Annotated in this window: 9 protein-coding genes; 8 read left to right on the top strand and 1 reads right to left on the bottom strand. The window is 66.9% G+C overall.

Features of this window, described 5'->3' with window-relative positions:
- The first annotated feature begins 93 nt into the window (after positions 1-93).
- From GFK26_RS00510 to GFK26_RS00500, 3 genes are all read left to right on the top strand, one after another.
- Positions 94-11394, top strand: a complete 11301-nt coding sequence (locus GFK26_RS00510) for a filamentous haemagglutinin family protein (RefSeq protein ID WP_153280382.1) — start codon at positions 94-96, stop codon at positions 11392-11394.
- 20 nt (positions 11395-11414) lie between these two features.
- Positions 11415-12047: a sigma-70 family RNA polymerase sigma factor gene (locus tag GFK26_RS00505; RefSeq protein WP_153280381.1), complete on the top strand. Its 633-nt coding sequence runs from the start codon at positions 11415-11417 to the stop codon at positions 12045-12047.
- Positions 12048-12123: 76 nt separating this feature from the next.
- Positions 12124-12744 carry an ATP-dependent Clp protease proteolytic subunit gene (locus tag GFK26_RS00500; RefSeq protein ID WP_153280380.1) on the top strand — a complete coding sequence of 207 codons (621 nt, stop codon included), beginning with the start codon at positions 12124-12126 and terminating at the stop codon, positions 12742-12744.
- A gap of 18 nt (positions 12745-12762) precedes the next feature.
- Here the strand turns inward: GFK26_RS00500 and GFK26_RS00495 are convergent, their stop codons facing one another.
- The gene (locus GFK26_RS00495) at positions 12763-13152 is read right to left on the bottom strand and encodes a RidA family protein (protein ID WP_153280379.1); all 390 of its coding nucleotides are present in this window, start codon (positions 13150-13152) and stop codon (positions 12763-12765) included.
- A gap of 191 nt (positions 13153-13343) precedes the next feature.
- Between GFK26_RS00495 and GFK26_RS00490 the strand changes: the two genes are divergently transcribed.
- From GFK26_RS00490 to GFK26_RS00470, 5 genes are all read left to right on the top strand, one after another.
- Positions 13344-14921 carry an ABC transporter substrate-binding protein gene (locus tag GFK26_RS00490; protein WP_153280378.1) on the top strand — a complete coding sequence of 526 codons (1578 nt, stop codon included), beginning with the start codon at positions 13344-13346 and terminating at the stop codon, positions 14919-14921.
- Between the two features lie 99 nt (positions 14922-15020).
- Positions 15021-16217 (top strand): lactonase family protein, encoded by a 1197-nt coding sequence (locus GFK26_RS00485; protein WP_228121858.1) that lies wholly within the window; start codon positions 15021-15023, stop codon positions 16215-16217.
- Positions 16214-17170: an ABC transporter permease gene (locus GFK26_RS00480; RefSeq protein ID WP_153280376.1), complete on the top strand. Its 957-nt coding sequence runs from the start codon at positions 16214-16216 to the stop codon at positions 17168-17170. The genes GFK26_RS00485 and GFK26_RS00480 overlap by 4 nt, the downstream gene beginning before the upstream one ends.
- 3 nt (positions 17171-17173) lie before the next feature.
- Positions 17174-18013 carry an ABC transporter permease gene (locus tag GFK26_RS00475; RefSeq protein WP_056573701.1) on the top strand — a complete coding sequence of 280 codons (840 nt, stop codon included), beginning with the start codon at positions 17174-17176 and terminating at the stop codon, positions 18011-18013.
- The gene (locus GFK26_RS00470) at positions 18013-19050 is read left to right on the top strand and encodes an ABC transporter ATP-binding protein (RefSeq protein ID WP_153280375.1); all 1038 of its coding nucleotides are present in this window, start codon (positions 18013-18015) and stop codon (positions 19048-19050) included. Before GFK26_RS00475 ends, GFK26_RS00470 begins: the two co-directional genes overlap by 1 nt.
- Positions 19051-19138 lie beyond the last annotated feature (88 nt).

Below are 19138 nucleotides of genomic sequence, written 5' to 3'. Positions count from 1 at the left end.
GGCCGTGGTGCGCGGCCTGAAAAATAAGTTGCGGGGTCATGGGGCGCCCGTTCGTCGTAGTGCATCGACTCAACTTTCCGGCGGACACGACTCATGAGCACACGCGGGCCAATCACACCGATCCACGCAACGAAGGCGCGCACCCGGCGGCAGGCGCGGCGCTTTCGCATGGCGCCGATCGCGCGCGCCATTGCCATGACGCTGGCGGCCAACGGCGCAATGGTGCTCGATGCCCAGGCCCAACAGGCCTTCAGCGGCGCCTGGTTCGCCAACAAGAGTGCCATGCAGAGCACCGCCTCGGCGACGGGCCGCCTGCCCAACGGCATGCCGGCATCGATGCTGACCAACCCGCTGGCCGTGCAACAGCGTGACAACGCCCAGCTGCAGCGCTCCATCGACAACCTGAACCTGGCCGCTCGCGGCATCGCCGCACAGCAGGCCACGCAGGAGGCGGCGCGCAATGCCGCGCTGGCCGGCGCCTCGGACGTGCCCGACGGCCTGGCCGACGGCGGCCTGAAGGTCGACACCCACAGCCTGACGGCCGGCTGGCTCAACGCCAAGGCGCCGGTGCAGACGGCCGCGGGCGGGCGCACGGTGGTGGGTATCGAGCAGACCGACGAGAAGGCGATCCTGAACTGGGAGAGCTTCAACGTGGGCAAGAACACCACGGTGAAGTTCGACCAGTCGAAGGGGCGCAACGTGAAGGACGGCACCAACAGCTGGATCGCGCTGAACCGCATCAACGACCCGAGCGGCAGGCCCAGCCAGATCGCCGGGCAGATCCAGGCCGACGGGTCGGTGTACCTGATCAACCGCAACGGCATCGTCTTCCATGGATCGAGCCAGGTGAACACGCGCAGCCTGGTCGCCAGCTCGCTGCGCCTGACCGACCAGCAATTCAAGCTGGGCATCAACAACGCGCAGCTGATGGAGCACCAGAGCGCTGAGTACCCCATTCCGCAATTCGGGGAATTCACCGCGCACAAGCCTTGGGTTTACAGCCAGGACGGCGGCTATGTTCCGGGCCACGGTGTGGTGCCGGACCGCCTCGGTGAGGTCGATCGATTCGACCCCGGCTTGCCGCCCGGTGCCGTCACGGTCGCGGCAGGCGCAGGGCTGAGTGTGAGCAGCGGCGGCAAGATCATGCTCTTCGCGCCCAAGGTGAGCAATGCCGGGCGCCTCTCTGCGCCGGACGGCCAGGTCATCCTGGCGGCCGGCGAAAACGTCTACCTCAAAACCCCCTCGGCGCAGGACCCGAATCCGGTGCGCGGGCTGGACGTTGCCGTGTCGGCAGTGCCGGGCTGGGCATTGAATAGTTCGTTTTTGAATGCCGCGCTTGGCTTGTCGCAGGTCCCCTATCCCTACGCCAACGGCGTGCGCGATGTCGTGATGCCGGAAATGGCCGCGCGCGCGAAGGCGGTGGGTTACGAAGTGGTCAATCACGGCGTCGTGCAGTCCGACCGGGGCAACATCACCCTGCAGGCACAGGACGTTCGCCAGAACGGCGTGTTGCTGTCGACCACCGCTTTGAACAACCGCAATGGTTCCATCCAGTTGCGTGCCTGGGGTTTGGGGACACGCGAGTACGGCAGCGACATTGACCGGTTCTACAACTGGTCGGCAGGCACCTTGACGCTGGGCAGTGGCAGCGTGACGCAAATCATGCCGGACGCCACCGACACCAGCGAGATCGAAGCGTCCGCGCTGGGCACCCGCTACCAGCCGGGCTGGATCGGCATGTACGGCAAGCTGATCGACATCCAGTCGAAAGCCGGCGTGCTGGCACCCGCAGGCAAGATCAACATCGAAACGGCGGCCAACCCGTTGTTCGGGGGCGTGCTGCGGAGTGCGGGAGACGACAGCCGGATCTACCTCGACAGCGATGCCTTTCTCAGCGTGGCGGGTCTGCGCGACATGCGGGTGCCGATGTCGCGCAACTTCGTCGAGGCGGAGTTGCGCATCAACGAGTTGCGCGATTCACCGCTGCTGCTGAACTCCTGGTTGCGCGGCCAGAAAGTGATCGTCGACCGCCGGGAAAACGGCGTGTTCGGCAACGGACCGATGGCGGGCGTGAAGTGGGTCCAGAGGACGGACGGCAACGGCCAGATGGTCTACATGCCAGGCGAGTGGGCAGGCACCCCCCTGGCGGATGTGACCGGCTGGATCGGCGTGGGCAAGACCGACCTGCGGGAGCTGTCGGCCGACGCCGGCAGCATCATGCTGCGTGCTGGCGGCGCCGTCATCACGCGTGCCGGCTCGCTGCTCGACATCTCCGGCGGTTCGGTGCGCTATTCGGACGGCATGAACACCGCCACAAAACTCGCGGGCGCCAATGGCGGCATCTACACGATGAGCAGCGCCATGCCCGACATGGAATACACGGGGCTTGCCGGCCGGTTTGCGCAAACGCATGCGCGTTGGGGCGTGAACACGACCTGGCGCAGCGCGTTGATCGGCGGCGACTTCAAGGAAGCCGGGTACACCGAAGGCCGCAAGGCGGGCGCGGTCCAGATATTCGCCGGTGACGCCATGGTGCTCGAAGGCGACATGTGGGGCGGTGTCATCACGGGGGATCGCCAACAAAATAAACCGGCCAGCAACAAAGGGGGCCAGTTGGTGTTGGGTGGCGGCAGGGTGGAGGACAAAGCCTGGTCGCCAGGCACCCTCATCGTCAGCCATGATCCCCAACGCCTGGGCAGTGCATTCAACGCCGGTACCGCGCTGGGCGAGGACTTCTACGTTCCCCTGGACCCCGCCACGCCAAGGTCAAAGAAATTGACTTTTCTGTCCGACGACATGCTGGGCAGTTCGGGCATGGGCCAGGTCAATTTCTTCATCATCAACGGCGACGTCGAGCTGGCCACGGGCGCCAAACTCGAGTTCTCGCCCGCCACCTCGTTGGTTGTGACCGGTGGTGAAAATTCGACCGGCACCATCCGTGTCAACGGCAGGGTCCGGTCGGCAGGCGGTTCCATCTCCCTTGATTCGCTCTACGGACAACTGGAGATGGGCGCGCAGGGCAGCCTGGATGTTTCCGGCCAATGGATCAATGCCTGGCGTGACGGGAGGTCCTCCGGGCCTTGGGCCATGGATGGCGGTGCCATCACCCTCAATGCCGGGAAAATCCTTGCCGACAAGAACGCCGTGTTGGATGTTTCCGGTGGCGGCCGCATCGATATCGGCAAGAAGGGCCTGCCTGCATTGCGTGTTGGCAACGCCGGCTCCCTCCGCTTGACGGGCGTCACGCCGGACATGGATCTGGGCTCATTGAACCTGCGTGCGTATGCAGCGGGTTCAGCCGGCAGCCTGTTCCTTGAAACGCCTTCGTCCGTGCAAGTGGGCGGTGCAAGCACCGATCCCGCGGTCGTGGTCTTGCCCGCCAACCTGTTTGGCGACCGCGGTTTTGGCACCGTGTCGGTCGCGGTCCGCGGCAACGGCGGCATCGTGGTGCCTGACGGTGCGACCGTGACGCAGCAGGCGGTCGGTATCGATTTGAATTCTTCCTTTGCCTACCAGGACGTGGCGACCGGCACGCGCCTTGCCGCGGTAGCGCCGATTGCCGTGCTGAGCCCGCAGGAGCGTCTCGAGCGCAGACCGGGCGGACTGACCCTGGGCACGGAAGCCGGCGACATCCATGTCGGGTCGGGTGCATCCATCGTGACCGATACCGGCGGCAAGTTGACACTGGCTGCGGGTGGCGTCGGTGCGCTGACGGTACGGGGCCGCCTGGAAGCGCCTGCGGGACGGATCGACCTGAGCGGCAAGACCGTCAGGCTGGAGTCGGAGGCGCAGTTGCTGGCACGCGGCCTCCCTGCGATTGACCTGGACAAGACCGGGCACCTTCAAGGCAATGTGTTGTCGGGTGGTGTCGTCGATATTCATGCCGCGGATGTGCAGCTGGCGGCGGGTTCGCTGATCGACGTGTCGGGCGCGAGCGGGGAGATTGAACAGGCGCAGGCAGGTGGTGCATTCGGGCGGATCAGCTACAAAAAGCGGGGGCTGGCCAGTGACGGCGGTGCAATCAACATTCGTGGCGAAGGACTGATTGCTTCCACGCTGGTCGGAAAGGCCGGGGGGAAGGGCGCGCAAGGCGGCTCCGTGTCGATCCAGCAAGTGGCCGCCGGTGCGAGCACCAACCTGGCCGACCAGCTCCTGCAGTCCTTTTGCCAGATCGATTCGTCCTTCTGTACGCCGGAAAGCGTCGTCGGCGTCGATTTCGCGCTGCTGCTGGGATACGGCCCCGGCGAAAAAGCACCCATGGTCATCACCCAGGCGGTGCTTGACCATCTGGGCTCGGCCTCCAGGAATTCGTTGGTCGTCTCCAACACGGCGTCTTCCGGCGCAGGGCAGGGTGGGCCCGGAATTGACTACGCTGCGCTTGGAATGAGCGACGAAGTCGTGGACTTGTTCAAGAACGAACTCTCCATCGACCTGCGTGCCCTGACCCCGTCGAGTTCATTGCTGGTGGCGCGTCCCACATCTTTTGCCGAGGGTGGTTTTGCCAATCTCGCTCTGGCCTCCCAGGGGGGGGCGATCGAGCTGGGTGATGTGCGGCTTTCCGCGAACCGGAGCATCACGGTCGATGGCACGCTGCGCCATGCCGTCGGGGAATCCGGACACGCAAGCCTGGCGGCGGCCTATATCGGGCTCAAGCAAACGGCTTCCCTCATTGCGCCGGCTGCCACGGCCCATCGCACGGGAAGTTTGACCGTGAACGCGGACGTGATCGATGTCGTGGGCGGCGTCAATGGACCGGGGTCCACCTTCGGGCCCGCGAGCATTCGCAGCTTTGCGAAAACGTCGTTGAATGCGTCGGAACTGCGCTTCAGCGCGAAGAACGCCGCAGTGGATCCAGGCATGGCTGCGGATGCCGCCACGGCAACACTGGATGTGGACGGTGCATTGGCCATCACCGCCGGCCTAGTGTACCCGTCCGTCGCCGTGAACGCAAAAATCCTGTCCGGTGAATCCATCACCGTGGGGCGTTCCGGAAATTCTTCCGTGCTGCCTTTGTCGGCAGGAGGGACGCTGCGGTTGGAGGCGCCGGTGATCGAACAGAACGGCGTGCTGCGGGCCCCGTTCGGGCAGATCGAACTGGTGGCCGGTGATCGTTTGACGCTGGGCGCTGGCAGCATCACGTCGGTCTCGGGCGCGGGCCTGACGGTGCCCTACGGGACGCTGTCGAACAACGAGCACTGGAACGACCCGACGAAGGCGAGCGATGGCGCCAATCCCTCGAGCGGTTCGTTGACGTCGCCGCCCGAGAAGCGGATCACGATGAAGTCGCCGAATGTCGACCTCGCCAAAGGCGCGGTCATCGACATCGCCGGCGGCGGCGATCTGTACGCCTGGGAATTTGTTCCCGGCCCGGGCGGCTCGAACGATGTGCTGACGCGGCCCGGCATGTATGCCGTCATGCCGGGCCAGCAGGCCACTGCGCCCGTCAGCGGTGTGGAGGCTGGCAGCCGAATCTGGCTGGCCGGTGGCCCCGGCCTGGCGGCCGGCTGGTACACCTTGCTGCCTGCGCGCTACGCCCTGCTGCCCGGCGCCTTTGCCGTGCAGGCCACCGGCAAAGCCTGGGCGGGCGAGGCCGCGCCCGGCTTCGCCACGCGCGACGGCAGCATCATCATGCAAGGCAGGAACAGCAACGCCTACGGCCACAGCGAAGAGGCGCACGCCTCTGTCTGGCGCGTCATGTCCGGCAGCACCCTGCGCAAATACAGCGAATACAACGAAGCCTTCGCCAACGACTTCTTCTCATCGGACGCCTTCAAGCTCACGCAATACCGCCTGACAGGGCAGGACGTGGTGACCCCGCGCCTGTCGCGCGACGGCGGCGCTGTCGTGTTCGACGCAACCACGCGCCTGACGCTGGACGGCACGCTGCTGTCGCAGGCCGACAAGGGCGGCCGCGGCGGCCTGGTCGACATCGCCGGCAAGAAGATCGCCATCGTCGGTGCCGGCCGGGACGCAGGCACGCTGCAGGCAGACGGCTACCTCACGATCGATGCCGCCAGCCTCTCGAATTTCGGTGCCGGCAGCCTGCTGGTGGGCGGCACGCGCAAGGGAGACCTGTTGGGCACGCAACTCGACGTGACGGCCACCGACATCGTCGTGAGGAACGGCACCGGCTCCGAATTGTTTGCGCCGGAGATCATCCTGGCCGCCACCGACAAGGTCGCCGTGGACGCCGGCAGCCTCGTCAGCGCCAAGGGCACGGGCGCCAGCAGCAGCGGCAACCTGATCATGAAGCCGCAGCAGGCTGCGGTCTACGACAGCAAAGGCACACCCGACACCGCCGACGATGTCCTGGTGACGCCGGCCAAAGACTGGGGTGCGTTGATTCGCGTGGCCAATGGCGATGCGATCAAGGTTGTGCGCCAGAACGTGGACACCACGCAAGGCGGTGTGGTCACCCTCGGTGCCGGTGCAGTCCTGAACGGTGGCGACTCCCTGCTGATCGACGCCACGCGCACCACGGAGCTTGCAGCGTCGGCGCAGATATCGGGCGTTGACCTCTCGGTGGCCGCCGGTCGCATCGGCTTCGGCGGTGGCAGCGGCATGGTGCTGGACAGCGCCGGTCTGGCCCAGTTGGCCAATTCAAAACACCTGACCCTGCGCAGCTACTCGAGCTTCGACTTCCACCAACCCGTCGACCTCGGTGCGGCGGGCCTGGCTTCGTTGACCTTCGACGGCGCTGCCTTCACCGGTCATGGCGGCGACATCGTCATCAAGGGCGACACGATTGCACTGGAGAACAGCGGCGCCAACCTGGCCGCAACAGGCAACGGCACCGGCAGCTTCACGCTGGACGCCACGACCCTGGTCCTGGGGGCGGGCCAGAAGAACTTCGCCGGCTTCCATCGCATTGCCTTGGGTGGCCGTGATCGCATCGTCGGTACTGGCAAAGGCGGCATCGACACCGGCGCCATCGCGCTGACCTTGAACACCCCGCTGCTCACAGGCCGTGGCGGTGCCGCACAAAGCATCACCACCACCGGTGCATTGCAAGTCCTGGCAACAGCAGGGGGTGATTCAGCCCCACAAGATCTGCAGGACAGCCTCGGTTCACGCCTGAGCCTGTCCGGCGCCAGCATTGTGTTCGGCGGCCGCGCTGTGGCGCTTGGCGGCAGCGTCGACATGACGGCGACTGCCGGCAGCCTGACCTTGGGCGATGGCGCGCAGATCGACGTCGGCGGCTTTGCCAAACAGTTCTTCGACGTGGCCGCGTATGCCGATGCGGGAAGCATCAAGCTCTCGGCTGTGGGCGGCGACGTGCGGCTGAGCAGCGGCAGCCATCTCAACCTCGCGGCCCACAAGGACGGCGGCAACGCCGGCGCCTTGAACGTCGCGGCCGCCGACGGCGGCACCGTCGTGCTGGACGGCACGATCAATGCACGAGCGGGCACGGGCGGCAAAGCCGGCGCCTTCTCGCTCGATATTGCCGAGCTGGCCGGCTTTGCCAGCTTCAGTCAGCGTCTGAACGCTGCGGGCTTCAACCGCTCACGGCAGTTCCGCATCCGCCAGGGCGATATCACGCTGGACGGCACCACCACGGTGGAAGACTTCGGCCTGACCACCGACCAGGGCAGGATCACGATTGCAGGCACCGTCGATGCAAGGGCCGCTTACGGCGGCGCCATCCGCATCACCGGCGGCAATGGGGTGACGATGAATGCCGGCGCGCAGCTGCTGGCCGGCGCCACCGGTGAGCTGGGCAGCGGCCGCGTCACCCTTGAAGCGGCGGGCGGGCAACTGGACCTGCGGGGCGGCGCCATCGACGTGGCCGGCAACGAAGGCGGCAAGGTCAGGCTGCGTGCGCAGCAAAATGCGGCTCACAACGACCTCCACGCCACCGCCGTCAACGTCAGCATCGCCGGTGCGCGCTCGGCGGTGCTCGAGGGTGTTGCCACCTACAACAGCAGCACGGTCGACTCCGTCAAAGCCGCTGCAATTGCCGATGCCAACCAGTTCAGCGCAGCGGCGCCCGCTGTGGCGGCACGCCTGGGCACCAGCCTGGCCGTCATGCCCGGCATCACGATCGAAAGCGCCGGCGACCTGGCCATGAACAGCGACTGGAACCTGCGCAGCGACTTTGCCAACGCAAGGGAAGGCACGCTCACGCTCAGGGCTGGTGGCAACCTGGTCGTCAATGGTCACCTGAGTGACGGCTTTGACACCGCCGACCGCGCAGGCAAGCTGCAGGAAGGCGCTTCGTGGAACCTGCGCCTGGTTGCAGGCGCCGACCTGGACTCGGCCCACACGCTGGCGGTCAAGCCGCTGGCAGCACAAGCAGCCGGTGGCGGCACCCTCACCATCGGCACGGCCGACACGGATCCAGACACCGCCATCGACAACGGTGCAGGCAAGCTGGTTCGCACCGGTACCGGTGACCTCGAGGTGCGTGCGGGCAGAGACCTGACGCTGGCGCACAAGGAGTCGGTGATCTACACGGCTGGACGCAAGGACATGACGGCCTGGAGCGACTTCACGACGGCCCATGCGGCCGCGATCTACGGCACTGACGGCGGCAACCTGGACATCAGTGCGCAGGGCAGCGTCGTGGCGCAGCCGGCCGGCCAGCGATTCACGGAGTGGTTGAACCGGCAGGGCGCCCTCAACTCACAGGGCTACTTCGGTGAATACGAGAGTGGTGAGTACGGTACGCGGCCGGACGGCTCCTGGGGCCCTCTGACGCTGCCGCCCGAGCAATCGAGTTGGTGGATCAACCATGGCGCGTTCAAGCAGGGTGTGGGCGCGTTGGGTGGCGGCAACGTGACGGTCAACGCCGGCGGCGACCTGGGCAACCTGGTGGTGGTGTTGCCCACGACCATGCGCATGCGCGGCGGCCGCTCGGCCACCGAAGCGATGGCGATGGAGGTGCGCAACGGCGGCACCCTGACGGTCGAGGCCGGCGGCGCGATACGCGGTGGTCAGTACTACGTGGCACGCGGTGCGGGTGACATCAAGGCCGGTGAAACAGCGGTCGGCAACACGGTATCGGTCATATGGAACGAAGGGGCCGTTGATAGCAGTACCTACACCTTTTCTGTGGCACCGGTATTGGCTTTGGGCGATGCCACCCTGAAGGTGCGCACGGCGGGCGACTTGCGCGTGCAGACGGTGGTGGACCCTCTCCTTGTCCGCTATGGTGACGACGGGAGCGGTGCAGGTGCCTTGCCGAAACTGGATTACGGCGCTTACATGAGCGGCTACACGGATCGCACGGCACTCAAGCTGGTGTCCACCGGCGGAAATATCACGTTTGTCAATCAGCCCGAATTCATATTCCACGACCTGTCCCTGCGCTTCGGCGACACGGGCCAGAACAACCTGATCGGCGCGGGTGGCAACCGTTTCCCGGCGCACACAGCTGCTTTTGCCATGAACGGCAGCCTTGAAATACAAGGGCCTTTGTGGGTCATGCCAGCCGCGACGAACGATGTGCAATTCATTGCGCAAGGTGACATACGCTTTGCGACACAGAATCGCGAAGCTCTTTTTCAGTTGGGCAGTCGCGGAGATCTGGAAGCTCAGCTGGCCATGCCCCGTGCCACACCCGGCATGTTGCCTTCCGCGTTCTTGCCCAGCGCTGGAGCTACGGGTTCTGAGGCGATGGAAAGGTTGCTTGCCAACCAGATGGGGTCCCATGTCATCGCTACCTCAGTCAACAATCCGGATGTGTTGCCCTTGGCAAGCGACTTTGAACCGAGCCGCCTTTATGCCGGACAGGGTTCCATCCTGGGGCTCGACCTGACGACCAATGAGCAGACCTGGGTGCGGGCCGGAACGGATATCCGCGGCATGCGTGTCAATGCGCGAAATGTGCGGGCCAGCGACGTGACCTTGCTGGAAGCCGGCAACGACATCCTGGCGATGGCGAACGTGCGTGCCGCGACCATGAACGTTATCGAGGACACGGGCAGCATTGCGATACAAGGGCCCGGCACCCTGGTGCTGTCCGCCGGGCGTGACGTCTATGCAGACAACCTGAAGGTCCAGACCCTGGGCAACCAGCAATATGACCTGAACAACCGACCCATGGACGGGACGCAGATCAAGGGCCTGCCCGAACAGGGTGCCTCGATCACGGTGATGGCGGGCATGAACGGCGCGGTGGGCTACGGCGCGTTCGCCAGCGCCTACCTCGACCCGTCGAGGGTGGCCTCCATGCCTTCGTACCTTCAAAGCGCCGGCGCGGACGGCAGCGTGCTTCCGGCCTACCTGACCGATCGGGTCGAGACCCGCCCGGGCGGACAGGAAAAAACCGTGCGCCGGGGCCTTGTGTCGTACATGAAGGACATGACCGGCGAGACGCTGGCACCGCTGGACGCGTGGGCGCGCTTCCAGCAGCTGCCTGCGCTCGCGCAGCAGCAGTTCCTGCGGCAGATCTACCTGATCGAACTGCGCGAAGCGGGGCGCGACCAGAACGAACCGGGCACCGGCGGGCTGCCGCGCAACGGCGGTTACAACCGCGGCTATGTGGCCATCAAGACGCTGTTCCCGGGCGACGGCTGGAAGGGCGACGTCGCGGCCAACAAGCTCATGCTGCGCACGATGGCCGGCGGCGACATCGGCGTGCTCACGCCCGGCGGGGGCCTGCAGGTGGCGGCGCTGGGGGCCACGGTGCCGGCCGGCTATGGCCTGGTGACGCTGGCCTCGGGGCACATCGGCATCTTCGCGAAGGACGACGTGACGGTGAACCAGTCGCGCATCCTGTCCTTCGTGCCCGAGGTCACCCAGCAGGGCAGCGACCAGATCATCTGGGCCACCGACGGCGACATCGATGCGGGCCGCGGCTCCAAGACGCTGCGCGTGCCGTCGGCACCCGAGGTGGTCACCGACCTGGACGGCGTGACGGTGATCCGCGAGAAGTCGGACATGAGCGGCAGCGGCATCGGCACCGTGGGCGACGGCGACGTCGACCTGGTGGCGCCGCGCGGCACCGTGAACGCCGGCGACGCGGGCCTGCGCGTGGCGGGCAACCTGAACATTGCAGCGCTGCAGGTGCTCAACGCGGACAACATCCAGGTCAAGGGCGAGACCAAGGGCCTGCCGGTGATCGCGGCAGTGAACATCGGCGCGCTCACCAACGCGAGCGCCGCCGCTGCGCAGGCGACGGCCGCGGCGCAGGACGCGGTGCAGCGCGAGCGCACGGCCGCGCGGCAGGCGCTGGCGTCGGTCTTCACGGTGCGTGTGCTCGGCTTCGGCAACGAGCCTGCACAAGAAGGGCGCGACGCGCCGCCGCCGCGGTCGGGGCTGCAATCCGGGGCGCAGGTCGACTACGACCCGCAGAACCCCGTGCAGGTGGTGGGCATGGGCCGCAAGATCGACCCGAAGCACTGGGCCGGCCTGAGCAGCGACGAGCGTCGTCGCCTGCAGCAGGACCGCTAGGCGGGCAGGGGCGGCATGTCATGGCACCCAGTGTCCTTTGTGAACAGCCAGCGCCGGCGCGCGACGACGCGGCCGGCGAACTGCGGGACGAAGCGCAGCGTCGCCTGGCGCTGCAGGTTTTTCTCTGCGCCAACTACGAAGGGCTGCGGCGCAAGCTGACCCGCCATCTCGGGTGCGCCGAGATGGCCAGCGAATGTCTGCACGACGCCTGGCTGCGGCTGGGTCACCTGCGGGTGTGCGCGCCCGTGGAGAACCCCAGCGCCTATGTCTATCGCGTGGCCTGCAACGTGGCCATGGACCGGTTGCGCAGCGAGGGGGCATGGCGCTATGTGGACGACCCGCACACCGCCGTCGAGGCGGCCATCGACCACGCGCCCGGGCCCGAGGACATGGCCGAAGTGCGCGCCGAAGTCGGCTCGGTCGATCGCGCGATGCAGGGCCTGCCGCGGCGTCACCGGGCCGTGCTCGAGGCCTTGCGCATCGAGGAGAAGACACGCCAGGAGGTGGCCTCGCACTACGGCCTGTCGCTGCGCAACGTGGACACCGTCCTGCGCCAGGCGCTGGACCATTGCGGCGCGATGACGGGGCGCGCGGTGCTGGCCGGCGTCGGTACGCCCCGACGGGCCGTGGTGTCGCCCCGGATGGCCGCCTGAGCTTGCCACGGCACGCGCAATGTCACGAAACTGTGGGCTTGTTCGCCAGGACCGATCAACCACAGGAGCTTTCTTCATGCAGCCCATGTTTTCAACGCTGGAAACCGACGACGACACGCCGCCCGCGGCCACCGCCGAGCCGCGCAATTCCTACCTCGAGGAGAAAGCGTTCAAGTCGCGCACGCTGCTGATCTTCGGCAGCATCACCGACAGCGTGGCGGCCGATGTCACGCGCCGGCTCATCGCGCTCGATGCCGACAGCAGCGACAAGCCCATCGACATCCTCGTGAGCTCGCCGGGCGGGCACCTGGAGTCGGGCGACGCCATTCATGACGTGGTGCGCTTCATCAGCGCGCCGGTGCACATGATCGGCACCGGCTGGGTCGGCAGCGCGGCCACGCACCTGTTCCTGGCGGCGCCGCGCGAGCGCCGCGTGTGCCTGCCGAACACGCGCTTTCTGATCCACCAGCCCAGCGGCGGCGCGGGCGGGCAGGCGACCGACATCGCGATTCAGGCGCAGGAAATCCTCAAGGCCCGCCAGCGCATCGCGCACGAGATTGCGCGCGAAACCGGCAAGCCCCTCGAGGTGGTGCTGGCCGACATCGAGCGCGACCGCTGGCTGTCGGCCACGGAGGCCGTGGAGTACGGGCTGGTCTCGCGCATCGTGCAGCGCAAGACCGAACTGCGTAACGCCTGAAGAGCCTGATTGGCCTGATCAGGCCTTGGGCTTGTACGCGACGACGTCGATCTCGACCTTCGCATCGACCATGAGGCGCGCCTCGGTGGTCGAGCGTGCCGGCTTGTTCTCACCGAAGTAGCTCATGTAGACGCGGTTGAAGGCACCAAAGTCGCGCGCGTCGTGCAGCCAGACGGTGCTCTTGCACACGTCGTCGAGCGTGGCGCCGGCCAGCGCGAGCACGGTCTTGAGGTTCTCCATCACCTGGCGCGTCTGCACCTCGATGCCGCCCGCCACGATCTCGCCCTGCGCATTGGCGGGCACCTGGCCCGACACATAGACGAAGTCGCCCGCGCGCACGGCGGGGGAGAAGGGGCGTGCCTGGCGGTCGGAGGCGACGGGTGGGGCGCCGAGGTATTCGAGGGGCATGGAAACTCCTGTGAAGGTGGGTTGAGTGAGGACGGGTGAGGGCCGCAGTATCCGTCTGATCTGAAAGACTTTTTCAGAATAACCCCTCAACAAGGGTTAACACGGATGATTTGGCACGAAGTCTGCTTCAGAGTTGGGCCTAGAAAGAAAATTTCTTTCATAAATCAGTCCGACCCACGAAGGAGTTCTCCATGTCCCACGCCGGTCTTGTTGTCCAGCGCCTGCCCCGCCTGTCCAAGCGCAGCCTGCTGGGCGCTTCCCTGCTCGCGATGCTGTGCACCGCACTGCCGCACCCGAGCGCACAGGCGCAGGGCCCGCGCAACTTCGCCACGCTGGCGATGGTGGCCGAGCCGCAGACGCTCGACCCGATGGCATCGACCGCCGACCTGGTCGGAACCATCATGCAGCACGTGTACGAGACGCTCTACACCTTCGATGCCAAGTGGAACGTGGTGCCGATGCTGGCCGAGACCATGCCCAAGATCTCGGTCGACGGCAAGACCTACGCGATCACGCTGCGCAAGGGCGTGGCGCTGCACAACGGCCGCGAGCTCACGGCCGACGACGTGGTGGCCAGCCTGCAGCGCTGGATGGACCAGTCGCCGCGCGGCAAGGCCGTGGGCAAGGAAATCGAAAGCCTCAAGGCCAAGGGCCCGCTGGGCGTGGAGATCGTGCTGAAGGCGCCGTACGCACCGCTGCTGTCGCAGCTCGCGCTGCCCAGCGGCATGGCGGCCATCATGGCCAAGGACTCGATCGCTTCGCCGCTGAAAGACTTCGTCGGCACCGGCCCCTACAAGTTCAAGGAACGCCGCCCCGACCAGTTCGTGCTGCTCTCGCGCTTCGACAAGTACAGCGCACGCAAGGAACCCGCGAGCGGCTACGGCGGCAAACGCGAAGCGGCCATCGAAGAGCTGCGCTTCGTGCCCGTGCCCAACGCCAGCACGCGCGTCGAAGGTGCGCTGGCCGGCCAGTACGACTTTGCCGACCTGCTGCCGGTGGAAGCCCTGCCGCGCCTGGAGAAGGCCGGCGGCAAGACGCTGCCGATCATGACGCCGTCGTTCGGCTTCCCGTACCTCGTGCTCAACACCAAGGAAGGCGTGGCCGCGAGCCAGCCGGTGCGCCAGGCCGTGCAGACCGCGCTGGGCCAGGGCGAGATGCTCGCGGCCGGCTTCGGCGACACGCGCTTCTTCGTGGCCGAGGCCAACCACTTCCCCAAGGGCTCGCCGTTCTACTCGACCGCCGGTGCCGACCAGTACAACCAGCGCAACGCCACCAAGGCGAAGGATGCCGCGAGCAAGGCTGGCTACAAGGGCGAGCCGATCCGCGTGCTCACCAGCCGCCAGTACGACTTTCACTACAACATGTCGCTCTTGATGGCCGAGCAGCTCAAGCGCGCCGGCTTCAAGGTCGACCTCAACGTGGTCGACTGGGCCACGCTCGTGCAACGCCGCAACGACCCGAAGCTGTGGGACATCTACGTGACCCATTCGGGCCAGTTCCCCGAGCCCATGCTCTCGCCGCCGCAACTGGGCGACGGCGCACCCGGTTGGTGGGATTCGCCCGCCAAGAAGGCCGCGCTCAGCGCGTTCAACACCGAGAGCGACCCGGCCAAGCGCGGCGCGCTGTGGGCCAAGGTGCAGCAGGTGGTGTACGACGAGGTGCCGTACATCAACGTCGGCAAGTTCAACGGCCTCTCGGCCAAGAGCCCGGCGCTGGACAACTACCAGCCCGCGACCTGGCCGTTCTTCTGGAACGCGAAGATCAAGTAAGGCCGCAAGCAAGCAAGCACCGCCATGCCGTCGCGTCGTCAACTCCTGCAAGTCAGCGCTGTGGCCTCCGGCCTCGGCGCCCTCGGACTCAATTCATCCATGGCCACCACCGCTCAAGCCGCCACGTCGGGTCCCGTGTATGCCTATGTCGGCACCTACAGCGACGGCGGCAAGCCGTGGCGCGGCGGGCGCGGGCTCGGCGTGCACCAGTTCGTGGTGGACGGCGCGACCGGGGCGCTCAAGCCGATTCCGGGCGCACCGCCCGCCGTGGCCAGCGCAGGCAGCGATGCCAAGCTGCGCAACCCCGCTTCGCTCGCACGCCACCCGAGCCTGCCGATGCTCTATGCGGCCAACGAGTTCGAGGCCGGCTCGGTCTCGGCCTTTCGCATTGGCGCGAACGGCGCGTTGTCGTTCGTGGCCGAGATGCCCTGCGGCGGCAAGGACCCCGCGCACCTGAGCGTGCACCCCGACGGCCGTTTCGTGTTCACCGCCAACTACGCCAGCGGCGATGTCAGCGTGATCGCGCTGCGCACTGACGGCACCTTCGACACCGACCGCGCCGCCGTCGTCTACAAGGACGTGGCCGCATGCGGTGCCGCCACGCCCTGCAAGCCCGGCGCCGACGTCGTGCCGCTCATCGCGCGCGTGCACGAAGGCTTCGCCACCAGCGACCACGACGGCCCGCACGCGCACATGGTGCAGGCCGACCCGGCCGGCAACTTCGTGCTCGTGGCCGACCTGGGGCTCGACCGCGTCATCTCGTACCGCTTCGACCGCGCCACCGGCGCGCTGAGCCAGCCGAGCACGGTGGCCGTGTCCGAGAGCTCGGGCGCGCGCCACTTCGCCTTCCACCCGAATGGCCACTGGGTCTACCTCGTCAACGAGGAAGCCTCGACCATCGCCTTCCTGCGCTACGACGGCGCCACCGGCGTGCTCACGCTCGTGAGCGAAACCTCGGCGCTGCCCGCCGGCTTCAAGGGCACCAGCTACGCCTCGGGCATCCGCATGCTGCCGGGCGGCACGCACTTCGTGTCGCTCAACCGGCTGCACGATTCGATCTCGATCTTCAAGGTCGATGCGCGCACCGGCGCGCCCACGCTCGTGCGCGAAGAGTGGACGCGCGGCAACTACCCGCGCAGCTGCACGCTCGAGCCGAGCGGGCGCTTTCTCTACGTGTGCCACAACAAGCAGGGCGACAACGTGACCATCTTCCGCGTGAAGAAGAACGGCGACGTGCAGTTCACCGGCCAGTACGTGGCCGTCGGCAGCGCCGCCGCCATCGAGTTCTCGTCATGACCAGGAGCGGATCGCTTCGCTACATCGCCTCGCGCGCGGGCGGCATGCTCACCGTGCTGGCCCTCGTCGCCGTGCTGGTCTTCGTGCTCACCCGCGCCGCCTCGGGCGACCCCATCTCCGTGCTGCTGGGCGACCAGGCCACCGCCGCCGACATCGCCCGCGTGCAGAAGGAGTACGGCCTCGATAAACCCCTGCCCGTGCAGTTCGGCTACTGGCTGCGCGAAGTGCTGCAGGGCAACCTGGGCACCTCGATCTTCCTGCAGCGCCCGGTCACGCAGGCGCTGTGGGAGCGCGCCGAACCCACCACCTTGCTGGCCCTGATGGCCGTGGCCATCGCCGCGCTCATCGGCGTGCCCTGCGGCATCGTCTCTGCGGTGTTTCGCGGGCGTGTGGTCGACCAGTTCTTCACCGGCATCGCGATGCTGGGCGCGAGCATTCCGAGCTTCTGGATGGGCATCGTGCTGATCCAGATCTTCGCGGTGTCCTTCGGATGGTTCCCGGTGTCGGGCTACGGCGCGCCCGATGCGCCGTTTGCCGAGCGGCTGCATGCGCTGGTGCTGCCGGCCACCGTGCTGGGCCTGCTGAACTCCGCGCTCATCATCCGCTTCACGCGCGCCTCGATGCTCGACGTGCTCGGTGAAGACTACGTGCGCACCGCGCGCTCCAAGGGCCTGAGCGAGAGCACCGTCGTCTTGAAGCACGCGCTGCGCAACGCGCTGGTGCCCATCGTCACCGTGATCGGCCTGACGGTCGCACTCATGATCGGCGGCGCCGTCATCACCGAGACGGTGTTCGGCCTGCCGGGCGTGGGCAACTTGGTGGTCAACGCCGTGCTGCGGCGCGACTACCCCGTCATTCAAGGCGCGCTGCTCGTGATCGCCGCGATCTATGTGCTCATCAATTTCTCGATCGACCTGCTGTATGCCGTCGTCGATCCGCGCGTGAAGGTCTGAACGATGCGCATGCCTCGAATGCTCCGCCAGCTGATGCACCGCCGCATCGTGATGGTCTCCGCCCTGGTGCTGCTGGTGATCGCCGTGCTCGCTGTGGGTGCGCCGCTGTTTGCTTCGGCCGACCCCAACGACACGGCAGTGCTGCAGCGCCTGAAGGCGCCGAGTGCCGAACACCTGCTCGGCACCGACGAACTGGGCCGCGACATGTACGCGCGCATCGTGCACGGTGCCCGTTACTCGCTGGCCATTGCCGCGCTCACCGCCCTGGGCTCGGTCATCGCCGGCACGGTGCTGGGCTTGATGGCGGGCTTCTTCCGCCGGCTCGACGCACCCCTGATGCGCGTGGTCGACGCCATGATGTCTTTTCCCGACATCCTGCTGGCCATCGCGCTGGTGGCGATCCTGGGGCCCTCGCTGATGAACACCGTTCTTGCGCTGGTGCTGGTCTACACGCCGCGTGTCGCACGCGTGGTGCGGGCCTCGACCCTGGTGGTGCGCGAGCTGCTGTTCGTCGAAGCCGTGCGCGCCCTGGGCGTGCGCACCTCGCGCATCCTGTGGCGCCACATCCTGCCGAACCTGATGTCGCCGATCCTCGTGCAGGTGTCGTTCATCTTTGCCTACGCGATCCTGGCCGAAGCGGGTTTGTCGTTCCTCGGCGTCGGCGTGCCGCCCGAGATCCCGACCTGGGGCACCATGGTCGCGGGCAGCCAGCAGTACGCGCACCAGGCCTTCTGGGTCGTGCTGTTCCCGGGGCTGGCGATCATCTTCACGGCGCTGTCGCTGCAATTGCTCGGTGATGGCGTGCGCGACCTGCTCGATCCGAAGCTCAAGAAGACCTCGTGATGAACACCACGAACACCACCCCACGTCTCACGGTCACCAACCTGAGCACCAGCTTCCCTACCGAAGACGGCCTGATCCGTTCGGTGGCCGATGTGAGCTTCTCCATCCAACCCGGCAAGACCACAGCACTCGTCGGAGAGTCCGGCTCGGGCAAGTCGGTCACCAGCCTCACGCTGATGCGCCTGCTGCCCAAGACCGCCAACGCGCAGGTCAGCGGATCGGCTTCTTTCGTCACCCGCGAAGGCAAGACGCTCGACCTGCTGCAGATCGGCGAACGCGAGATGCGCTCGCTGCGCGGCAACCAGCTGTCGATGATCTTCCAGGAGCCCATGACGAGCCTGAACCCGGTGTTCACCATCGGCGAGCAGATCGCCGAGAGCGTGCGCCTGCACAAGGGGCTCGATCGCAAGGCGGCGCTGGTCCATGCGCTGCGCATGCTGGAGCTGGTCGAGATTCCGGCTGCTGCCCAACGCATTCACGAGTACCCGCACCAGCTCTCGGGCGGCATGCGCCAGCGCGTGATGATCGCGCTCGCGATGGCCTGTGACCCGACGCTCTTGATCGCCGACGAACCCACCACGGCACTTGATGTGACCATCCAGGCGCAGATCCTGGAGCTGATGCGCCGGCTGCAGGCCGAGACGGGCATGAGCATCCTGTTCATCACGCACAACCTGGGCGTGGTGGCGCACCATGCCGACGACGTGGTGGTGCTGTACTCGGGGCGCGTGGTCGAGCAAGCGCCCGTGCGGCCACTCTTTGCACAGCCTGAGCATCCGTACACGCAGGGCCTGCTGGCGTGTCTGCCGGGCAAGGCGCGGGTTCCTGGGCAGCCCAAGCCCAAGCGGCTGTTTGCCATTCGCGGGCAGGTGTCGAGTCCGCTGGCGCCGCCGCCGGGCTGCGCCTTCGAGCCGCGCTGCGACCAGGCGCTGCCGGAATGCCGCAGTGCGATGCCGCCGCTGATCGACATCCGCCAGGACCGCCAGGCGCGCTGCGTGCGCGTGCAGCCGGACCAGCCTTTGGTGAGAGTCGCATGACAAGCGCACCGCCTGGCGTGTTGCTCCTTCCCCTTCCGGGGAAGGCTGGGATGGGGCAAGCGGCGTTCGTTCGGCGCAGTGCTTCATC

Source organism: Variovorax paradoxus (assembly GCF_009498455.1).
In the GTDB taxonomy this organism is placed as follows: Bacteria; Pseudomonadota; Gammaproteobacteria; order Burkholderiales; family Burkholderiaceae_C; genus Variovorax; species Variovorax paradoxus_H.
The sequence above is the reverse complement of the archived record's forward strand: the minus strand, read 5'-3'. Positions and strand labels throughout refer to the sequence as shown.

Coding starts and splice junctions, on each gene's coding strand:
- GFK26_RS00510 (WP_153280382.1), top strand. CDS start 94: ATGAGCACACGCGGGCCAATCACACCGATCCACGCAACGAAGGCGCGC.
- GFK26_RS00505 (WP_153280381.1), top strand. CDS start 11,415: ATGGCACCCAGTGTCCTTTGTGAACAGCCAGCGCCGGCGCGCGACGAC.
- GFK26_RS00500 (WP_153280380.1), top strand. CDS start 12,124: ATGCAGCCCATGTTTTCAACGCTGGAAACCGACGACGACACGCCGCCC.
- GFK26_RS00495 (WP_153280379.1), bottom strand. CDS start 13,152: ATGCCCCTCGAATACCTCGGCGCCCCACCCGTCGCCTCCGACCGCCAG.
- GFK26_RS00490 (WP_153280378.1), top strand. CDS start 13,344: ATGTCCCACGCCGGTCTTGTTGTCCAGCGCCTGCCCCGCCTGTCCAAG.
- GFK26_RS00485 (WP_228121858.1), top strand. CDS start 15,021: ATGGCCACCACCGCTCAAGCCGCCACGTCGGGTCCCGTGTATGCCTAT.
- GFK26_RS00480 (WP_153280376.1), top strand. CDS start 16,214: ATGACCAGGAGCGGATCGCTTCGCTACATCGCCTCGCGCGCGGGCGGC.
- GFK26_RS00475 (WP_056573701.1), top strand. CDS start 17,174: ATGCGCATGCCTCGAATGCTCCGCCAGCTGATGCACCGCCGCATCGTG.
- GFK26_RS00470 (WP_153280375.1), top strand. CDS start 18,013: ATGAACACCACGAACACCACCCCACGTCTCACGGTCACCAACCTGAGC.